The 8,407-nt window shown below is 48.3% G+C and carries 1 protein-coding gene; it reads left to right on the top strand.

The genetic code is table 11. The features are described from left to right. Positions 1-8,298 (top strand): FG-GAP-like repeat-containing protein (locus QUB08_RS30675; protein WP_333229925.1); only part of this gene is annotated, 8,298 nt, incomplete at its 5' end. Positions 8,299-8,407 lie beyond the last annotated feature (109 nt).

Raw genomic sequence — 8,407 nt, 5'->3', positions numbered from 1 at the left:
GGTGTAGCCTTCATCCAGCGCATCGCCCAACTCACAAATGCCAATGTTGCAGCTTCCAAAAACCTCACCGGAAGCGCTGCAAAGGGTGGCGACTGGGAACTGGAAGTCAGAACCGGTTCAATAGAAACACCGCTGGTATTTGAACCCGAAGTGTTAGCAGGTTACGAGTACGTTTTGAATAGTTTTGGTGCTGCGACTAATTTTCCCATAACATACAGTCTCCGTAAAGTTGCCAGTGGCGATTTTAACAAAGACGGCAACCTTGACCTAGCCTTTGCCAGCACTGGAGTTAATCGCAACGTCTCGATCACACTGGGAGATGGCACTGGCAAATTTGGCGCTGCCACTAATCTTAACACCAGTCCGCCGAGCGATCTCTATACTTGGTCTGTCGCTGTAGGCGACTTTAACAAAGACGGCAATTCTGACTTGGTTACGGCCAATAATTTGACTAACAACGTTTCTCTCCTGTTAGGAAATGGCGATGGCACTTTTGGTGCAGCCACCTACTTTGGTGTGGGGTCAAGTCCGTATACCGTCGCTGTGGGAGACTTCAACGGGGACGGCAATTTTGACTTAGCTACAGCCAATCAAAGCTCTAACGACATCTCCATCTTGCCCGGTAATGGTAATGGTACTTTTGCCACAGCTACTAATTTGAGCGTGGGGTCAACTCCTTCTTTTGTGCTTATCGGCGACTTTAACAAAGATGGCAAGTCAGACTTTGCGACAGCCAACTCGGGTTCTAACAACGTATCCCTCCTGTTGCAGAATGCTGATGGCACTTTCGGCGCTGCCACTAACTTTACCGTTGGAAATAGCCCTAATTACATTGCTTTAGGAGACTTTAATGGGGACAATAATCCTGACTTAGCAACCAGCAATGAAGGCTCAAACGACGTATCCATACTGTTAGGAGATGGCACGGGAAACTTTAGTGCAGCTACTAACTTTGGCGTTGGAACACAACCCCTTGCTATTGCTAGTGGTGACTTCAATGCCGATGGAAAAATTGATTTAGCTACAGCCAACAATGGATCGGGCGATGTCTCCGTCTTGTTTGGAAGTGGCAATGGCAGCTTTGGGACTGCCACTAATTTTGTTGTGGGAACCAGTCCCCAAGGTATTGTTGTAGGCGATTTTAACAAAGATGGCTTATCCGATTTAGCTACGGCGAACTTTGACTCTCAAAACACCTCGATTCTGCTGAATACATCTCCGGCGGTAAATTTTGGGGCTGCAACTTACAGTGGCACTGAAGGAACGACAGATACAGTAGTCAATATTCCCGTTACTATCAGCGCCACTCCCGACGCTGCTGTAACAGTGCCAATTGTCCTCGACCCCAGTAGCACAGCCACCGAAAATTCAGACTACACCTTTTCGCCTACTACTGTTACTTTCCCCGCCGGCACTACTACTCTCACCCAGGATGTTGCAGTCACGATCAAACCTGACAATCTCCCTGAAAACGCCGAAACCGCAATTCTCAACTTTGGCACAATCACTGGTGGCGTTGCGGGTACAACTAATAAAACAACACTAACTATTGCAGCTAACGGTCAACCTTCAACCCTGAGTCCGTACCAAATAGACCTCAAAACAGGCACAATTACTGGTGGGCCAAATCAGTTTATTTCTCTAGTAAATACCCCGACAGACTCCAACGCAGACAGTTGGTTAGAAGCCGTAGCCAAAATCAATTTTGACGGCAAAATCAAAAAAGCGAAATTCATCGTTGAATACGACCAAACTCCGTCAGGATGGACGGTAAATCTCGGCGACTCAGCGTCAAACGATGGCTATGGAGGGGATGCCAGCACTAACAGCCGCGATGCCGAGATGAACATTGTTAACGGCAACATGAGCGTTTTCGGGAATGACTACAATACACCCCCTGGCGGAGAACTTACCCCAGGAAATGTGCCTAACTTTGTGACTAACGCTTCGAGTGTCGAGTTTGAAGTCAGCAACGAACAACTTGGGTGGGATAACAAAAGCGGGCTAAAAAATAGCTTGAATTCTCCATATCTTTACGCCCTCAACGGTCAAGTTGATGCTACCGGGCCAGTCAATTCCGAGATTTACGCCGGATTTAACAGGGTGATTTCCGGACCCGGCGATCGCATCGGATCGGGTGCTAGCAAGGTGACAATTCTGCTTAATCCGATCGACTACGCGATTAGCGCTGGTACTGCAACCGTTACAGAAGGCAACTCCGGCACAACTGCTGCCACTTTTACTGTTACTCGCAGCGGTTGCACTGACTTGGCGAGCACAGTAGATTATGCGATCGCAGGTACTGCTACAAACGTCAGCGACTACAACAACATCGGCGGCACATCCGGTGCAACTGCTGCGACTGGTACGATTAATTTTGCAGCGGGCGAGACATCGAAAACCATTACTCTCGATGTTTTAGGCGATGCGGCGATCGAAGACAATGAAACCCTTGAGGTTACGCTGTCCAATCCCTCGGTATTAGATTCTACACCGACAATTACCACTGCTACCGCTACCACAACTATTACTAATGATGATACGGCTGGTGTTTCTATTACTCCTACGGAAACAACTGCCACAGAAGCCGGTACAAATGGTACCTACAGTGTGGTGCTGAAATCGCAGCCCAGCGACCCTGTAACTATCACTCTCACAACAGGTGATCAGATTGAGGAGATCGCCCCTCTGACTTTCAATGCGGACAATTGGAATGTCGCTCAAACCGTTACGGTGAAAGCTGTTGACGATGCGGTTGTGGAAGGGGCGCACAGCGGTAATATCGCTCACAGTGTGAGCAGCGCTGATACGAATTATAACGGGATTGTGGTTCCAGGGGTGACAGTGGCGATTACTGATAACGATGTAGCGCCACCAGAAGAACCACCGGTTACATCAACCCTGAGTCCGTACCAAATAGACCTCAAAACAGGCACAATTACTGGTGGGCCAAACCAGTTTATTTCTCTAGTAAATACCCCGACAGACTCCAACGCAGACAGTTGGTTAGAAGCCGTAGCCAAAATCAATTTTGACGGCAAAATCAAAAAAGCGAAATTCATCGTTGAATACGACCAAACTCCGTCAGGATGGACGGTAAATCTCGGCGACTCAGCGTCAAACGATGGCTATGGAGGGGATGCCAGCACTAACAGCCGCGATGCCGAGATGAACATTGTTAACGGCAACATGAGCGTTTTCGGGAATGACTACAATACACCCCCTGGCGGAGAACTTACCCCAGGAAATGTGCCTAACTTTGTGACTAACGCTTCGAGTGTCGAGTTTGAAGTCAGCAACGAACAACTTGGGTGGGATAACAAAAGCGGGCTAAAAAATAGCTTGAATTCTCCATATCTTTACGCCCTCAACGGTCAAGTTGATGCTACCGGGCCAGTCAATTCCGAGATTTACGCCGGATTTAACAGGGTGATTTCCGGACCCGGCGATCGCATCGGATCGGGTGCTAGCAAGGTGACAATTCTGCTTAATCCGATCGACTACGCGATTAGCGCTGGTACTGCAACCGTTACAGAAGGCAACTCCGGCACAACTGCTGCCACTTTTACTGTTACTCGCAGCGGTTGCACTGACTTGGCGAGCACAGTAGATTATGCGATCGCAGGTACTGCTACAAACGTCAGCGACTACAACAACATCGGCGGCACATCCGGTGCAACTGCTGCGACTGGTACGATTAATTTTGCAGCGGGCGAGACATCGAAAACCATTACTCTCGATGTTTTAGGCGATGCGGCGATCGAAGACAATGAAACCCTTGAGGTTACGCTGTCCAATCCCTCGGTATTAGATTCTACACCGACAATTACCACTGCTACCGCTACCACAACTATTACTAATGATGATGTAGCGCCACCGACACCGACGCCAACACCGACGCCGACACCAGTCACGCCGACACCGACGCCGACACCAGTCACTCCCACGCCGACGCCGACAACTGGTACTCCCACACCGACGCCAGTCACGCCGACGCCGACAACTGGTACTCCGACACCGACGCCGACAACTGGTACTCCGACACCGACGCCAGTCACGCCGACGCCGACGCCAGTCACGCCAACTCCGACACCGACAACTGGTACTCCCACACCGACGCCAGTCACGCCGACGCCGACGCCGACAACTGGTACTCCCACACCGACGCCAGTCACGCCGACTCCGACGCCGACAACTGGTACTCCAACTCCGACACCGACGCCAGTCACGCCGACTCCGACGCCGACAACTGGTACTCCAACTCCGACGCCGACGCCAGTCACGCCGACTCCGACACCGACAACTGGTACTCCAACTCCGACGCCGACGCCAGTCACGCCGACTCCGACGCCGACGCCGACTCCGACACCGACGCCAGTCACGCCGACTCCGACACCGACAACTGGTACTCCGACTCCGACACCGACAACTGGTACTCCGACGCCGACGCCGACAACTGGTACTCCGACGCCGACGCCGACAACTGGTACTCCGACTCCGACGCCGACAACTGGTACTCCGACTCCGACGCCGACAACTGGTACTCCAACTCCGACGCCGACAACTGGTACTCCAACTCCGACGCCGACAACTGGTACTCCAACACCTGTTGGTACCATCGACACACAGAAGAATTGGTGCGGGGTAGAAGCTGGATTGGATAAACTTGAGAAAATTCTTGACGACCAATTACAGGCAGTTAACCTACCCATTGTCGGGCCGCTCAAGGACATTTCCCCAGATTTTATTGGCAACATCAAGACTAAGTTAGTCGATACGATTAAAAATCAGGGAAATCAAAGTCTGAGTCAGTTAGAAACTAGCCTCCGCACTGCATTGGGTTCGGACTTCAATGTTGCTCTCACTGGGAATTCGAGTGCTGCGGAAAGTACCTTGCTAATTACTCTGGGCAGGCAATATGAGTTTCCCGACATCAATCTATCGACAAACTTAGGAGTACCGGCATTAAGCTTAGATGTAGATGGAAAAGCCAAATCAAAATACAACTACAACTTGTCCCTAGGAGTTGGTGTTAGTAAAGATTTCGGCTGCTACATAGATACTGACCAAACCAAGTTAACCGCCAACATAGACTTGGGCCTAGATGACCAATTCAAGGCAAAAGGCAACTTAGGTTTTTTCCAAGTTGACCTGGCAAACGATACCAAAAACCCTACTAAAGTCGATGCCAATCTTGAAGTCAAGCTCAATGACTTAGACAATCTGGGCGGCCCGAATGATGGCTCTCGCCTCACCTTGCCAGAACTCCAAGGCAACTATCAGTTTAAAGACTTATTCAATGCCAACTTAACGAGCAATGCTAATCTCGGTCTCACAGCAAAAACCAGCATCAACGGCAATGCTGCCTTCCCCTCCTATAACTTCGACTTAGCAGTTAATTGGCCAATCCTAAATTATGCTAACGGTCAATTAACCGGGCCGCAAAAGCCCGCAGTTGCATTTAACAATATGCAACTTGATTTGGGGACATTTGTTAATAATTTTGCCAAACCAATACTCGGTAAAATTTCGGATGTCATTAAACCATTTCGACCAGTTATCAACTTTTTGAATACCGACACCAAGTTACTGTCTACACTAGGTCTAGCTGGGGAGTTTGATAAAAATGGGGATGGCAAAGTCAGCGTACTAGAACTGGCAGCAAAACTATCGGGTCGCGATATCGATACTCGCTTTTTAGATGCGGTTGCCAAGGTTGATAAAGTTGTTGATTTGGCAAACCAAATAGCAAATTCTCCAGATAAAATCGATTTGGGTTCTTACACTCTGGGTAATATAGATGTTGCCGATAACAGTGCGAATCTTCAGAATGCTTCCCCGAACCCAACGACTGCTGTACAGCAAACAGCCAACCAACAAATTAACTCCAAAACAAGCGGCAATGTCAAGGAGTTCTTAAATGCCTTAAAAGATATTGATGGCTTTGATATCCCACTCTTGACCCAACCCGAAACCGCGATTCAATTGCTGATAGGTAAACCGGATGTTCCGATTTTAAGCTACCAGATGCCTAAACTGGGTTTTGACTTTAATATTGAGAAAAATTTTCCGATCTGGGGGCCGATCAAGGGTGTACTTGGAGGCAACTTTAGTGCTTCAGCTCATCTAGGATTTGGGTACGATACCTACGGATTAAGTGAGTGGAAAAACTCGAATTTTGCTGCGGGTTCTGCTGACAAACTTTTGGATGGATTTTATGTGAGCGATCGCCAAAATGCTGACGGTACAGGGCCAGATGTTGACGAACTCAGTCTTGATGCTAGTATTGCGGTGGGTGCTGGGATAGATGTTGGCATTGCCGAGGGCTATGTCAAAGGTGGAATTCAAGGAAAAGTCGGCATCGATTTGATAGATATCGGAGAATTCCAACCGAAACAAGGTGGCGACGGCAAAATCCGAACATCGGAAATTACTTCCCGCATCAGCAAACCCTCGGAACTGTTTGATGTAACAGGACAAGTTAATGCTTTCTTGGGCGCGGAGGTTAAAAGCATATCAGTCCAATTCTGTAAGAAAACCATTCCAGCAGTAAAAGCTCCGAAATGGTTGGGTGGCAAAACCATCATCCCTGAAATCAACATACCTTATCCCTGCGGATTAGATTACAAAACAGTCTACGATAATAACTTTGCCACATTTGAGTTAGCTAGCTTTAGTTTGGGACCGAGTTCTAGCACTAGGGGCAGAGCAATTAACGGTTACATGGCCGGGGCGACTGTCTTCTTCGATGCCAACTTTAATGGAATCAAAGATGAAAACGAACCGTTCTCAATTACTAACGCCGATGGCAGCTTTGACCTAGATGTCTCTCTTGACAAATTCGACAAAAATAACAGCGGCGACCTCGAACCAGATGAAGGCAGAATTGCCATTACAGACGGCATCAATACCTCTACTTATTTGCCGCAGCAAACGCCCCTATTTGCCACACCCGATGCTATTGTCGTCACTCCTTTAACTACCCTATTGACCGAGTTGGTCGATCAAGGTACTGACCCTAATCAGGCGCAAATTCAGGTTAAATCTGCCTTGGGACTGCCGTCAGCAATTGACTTGACTAGCTACGACCCGTTACAGGCAATTACTCAAAACGACCCGAATGGTTTGGCGGTTTATGCAGCACACGCTGAGGTGCAAAATACCATTGTCTTGCTCACAAATTTAATTAGCGGTGCTTCAAATACAGCTAAAAATGAGATTGCCGATCGCGTAATTGCAGCCGTTGCCAATCAAATTAAATCTGGCACTCTCGACTTCAGCAATTCCACACAAGTGCAGGCGATTATTCAGTCGGCAACCAGTCAACTGCAAGCACCGCAACTATCTAGTATTGCTGCGGATGCTGCCCAAATTATTGCCGAGGGAAATCAGCGAATAAAGGCGATCGCCTCCAGCAATTCCTCCCCCTCAGATGCCGCGACAGAAATCGCCCGCCTCCAAAAAGTTGAACAAGGAGAAGTAGCCCCAGATTTACTGCAAGTCGCAGCCGGAAATAAAACGATTCAGTCGGCGATTTCTGAAAATACTGGTGCATCTCTAAATACCAAAATTCAGTCGGCGACAGCTAACAATCCAACACTCCGCAATACTTTAGATACTGATGACTCCAGTACGCCATCTACACCCGATGAACCATTCCCAGAAAGCGGTATTGAATTCGTTAAAGACGGGGAAAATACCACCGAAAGCACAGATGGCGACGATACCATTACTGGTAGCGCTAGCGATGATATATTGCGCGGTAAAAAAGGAAATGACTTGCTGTTTAGTCTTGATGGCAACGATTGGATGAATGGCAATCAGGGGAACGACTTAACAGATGGTGGAATTGGTGACGATACGCTTTACGGCGGAAAGGGTTTTGATACTTTGACAGGTGGTGCGGCTAGTGACTTCCTTTCTGGCAATCGAGGTGAAGATATCCTAATTGGTGAAAAGGGCGACGATACCCTCTACGGCGGTCAAGGCAATGATATTCTCGTAGGAGGTGAAGGTAACGATTTCCTCAGTGGCGATTTGGGCGATGATACCTTAGTAGGGGATGTAGGGAGCGATCGCTTCTTGCTTTCCATCAATTCCGGTATTGATACCATCGCTGACTTTGAAGTCGGTCAAGACTTGTTAGTATTAGGTAACGGGCTGACTTTCTCGCAATTGACAATTGCTCAAGATAGCGATGCAACATTAATCCGGTTTGCACAAACAGGGGAGATTTTAGCTTCTCTCAGTGGAGTTTCTGCTAGTAGTATTAGTGCTGTTAATTTCGGATTGATTTAAGAAAGATGTGGGTTCAAGCACTTATTCTATCGGAGTTTGAAGTAAGTCCGCGCGTGCGAAGCTATCCCGTAGGGAATCGCCCGTAAAGATGGTAACGAATAAGTTTTAG

Source organism: Microcoleus sp. BR0-C5 (assembly GCF_036705045.1).
GTDB lineage: Bacteria > Cyanobacteriota > Cyanobacteriia > Cyanobacteriales > Microcoleaceae > Microcoleus.
Note: the sequence above shows the minus strand (reverse complement) of the source record. Positions and strands in the feature narration are given on the sequence as shown.